The 1919-nt window shown below is 61.9% G+C and carries 1 protein-coding gene; it reads left to right on the forward strand.

Annotation, left to right across the window (positions count from 1 at the left end):
- Positions 1-1919, forward strand: a 1919-nt coding sequence (locus RMO15_RS07045) for an amidohydrolase family protein (RefSeq protein WP_309709762.1), incomplete at both ends; no start/stop codon positions are given.

The following is a 1919-nucleotide window of genomic DNA, read 5'->3' on the forward strand; positions in this document are numbered from 1 at the left end:
CGTCTGGTGCACTGCCACAGCTATGTCGCCAGTGAGATTCTGATGCTGATCCGGCTTGCCGATGAGTTTGGCTTCAAAGTGGCCACGTTCCAGCATGTCTTAGAGGGCTATAAAGTCGCCGATGAGATCGCCAAGCACGGCGCGGGCGGCTCGACCTTTGCGGACTGGTGGGGCTACAAGCTCGAAGCCATTGATGCCATTCCCTGGAACGGTGCCCTCATGACCGAGCGCGGCGTGGTGGTTTCCTTCAACTCCGACGACAACGAGCTGGCACGCCGGATGAATGTTGAGGCGGCCAAGGCCATCCGCTGGGGCAATATGTCGCCTGCCGAGGCGCTAAAAATGGTGACCATCAACCCTGCCAAGCAGCTTCATATTGACAAGCTAACCGGCTCACTGGAGCCCGGAAAAGATGCCGATATCGTGCTCTGGACAGGCGACCCACTCTCGCCGCTTTCGATGCCCGAGAAGACTTTCGTGGACGGCAACCTCCTCTTCGATCGTGCAGCAGATCTCGCCGCACGCAAGGAACTGGAAGCCGAGAAAACGCGGCTGGTGAAGGAGCTAAGCTCCGGCCAACCCCCTAGCCCCCGCCCAGCGGGGGAACCAGAGAAAGCAGGCGAAGCCCTACCTAAGCGTCCCCCCCGCCCGGTGGGGGCAGCGGGTGCAACGCCCACCGGCCCCATCTCCGCCTTGGTGAATGGCACTGTCCACACGGTCAGCGGCGCAGATATTGTCGGTGGCGTGGTCGTGGTGCAAGGCTCCAAGATTCTCGCCGTGGGCAAGGCGGGCGAGGTGAGTGTTCCTGCGGGCGCGACGCGAATAGACATCTCCGGGCAGCATGTCTATCCGGGGCTGATTGATGCCAATACCACGCTTGGGGCCAACGAGATTGACTCCCGCCGCGAGACCCAGGATCTGAGCGAGCAGGGAACCTATAAGCCCGAGCTTCTTGCCGCGCATGTCATTAACCCGGACTCTGAGGCGATCAAAGTCACACGGGCCGAGGGGATTCTGAGTGCGCTGGTGGCACCGTCGGGCGGGACGTTCTCGGGGATGGGAGCGCTCATCAACCTGGATGGCTGGACATGGGAAGAGATGTCTCTCGACCCGCTCGCGGGGCTTCTGACCACTCTTCCTGGCGGTGGCGGTGGACGGCGCTTTGGTGCGCACCATCACGACGATAGCCAGAATGACGATGCAGATGACGAGCTGAACCGAGCGGGTGCTGCCCAGCCACCGTTTGCGGGCCGACGAGGTCCAGGGGCTCCCGGAGCGGCTCCTGCGGTCAGTGACCCGCTCCAGCCTGTCGCCGATTTCTTGGAGCAGGCGCGGCGCTACCACCAGGCACGCAACACCAACCCCAAGACCCCGCGTGACCTGAAGTTTGAGGCGATGTTCCCCGTGCTCGAAGGCAAAGTGCCCGTCTTTGTGAACGCCAACAGCAAGAAAGAGATCGAGTCGGCGGTGCGCTGGGCGAAGAAAGAGGGCTTCCCGCTGGTGATTGTGGGAGGAAACCAGGCCGATGAGTGCACGGAGCTTCTCGTCAAAGAGAACATCCCCGTGCTCCTTGGCCCAACACTCGCTCTACCGCGCAAGCAAGATGCCCCCTACGATGACTCCTTCACACTTCCTGCGCGGTTGGCGAAGGCGGGGGTGCGGTTTGCTATCACCGGTGGCGGGGATTCACAGAAAGTCCGTAACCTGGCCCAGCACGCGGCGATGGCGACGGCCTTTGGACTGAGCCGGGAAGAGGCGCTCAAGTCCATCACCCTCGGCGCGGCGGAGATTCTCGGGGCGGGAAGTCGCCTGGGAAGTATCGAGCCAGGAAAAGACGCGAACTTGGTTGTGACTAATGGCGATATCTTAGAGGTTATGACCCAAGTCCGGCAGGCGTTTGTGGAAGGCAAGCCGGTCAA

This window comes from Armatimonas sp. (assembly GCF_031410135.1).
In the GTDB taxonomy this organism is placed as follows: Bacteria; Armatimonadota; Armatimonadia; order Armatimonadales; family Armatimonadaceae; genus Armatimonas.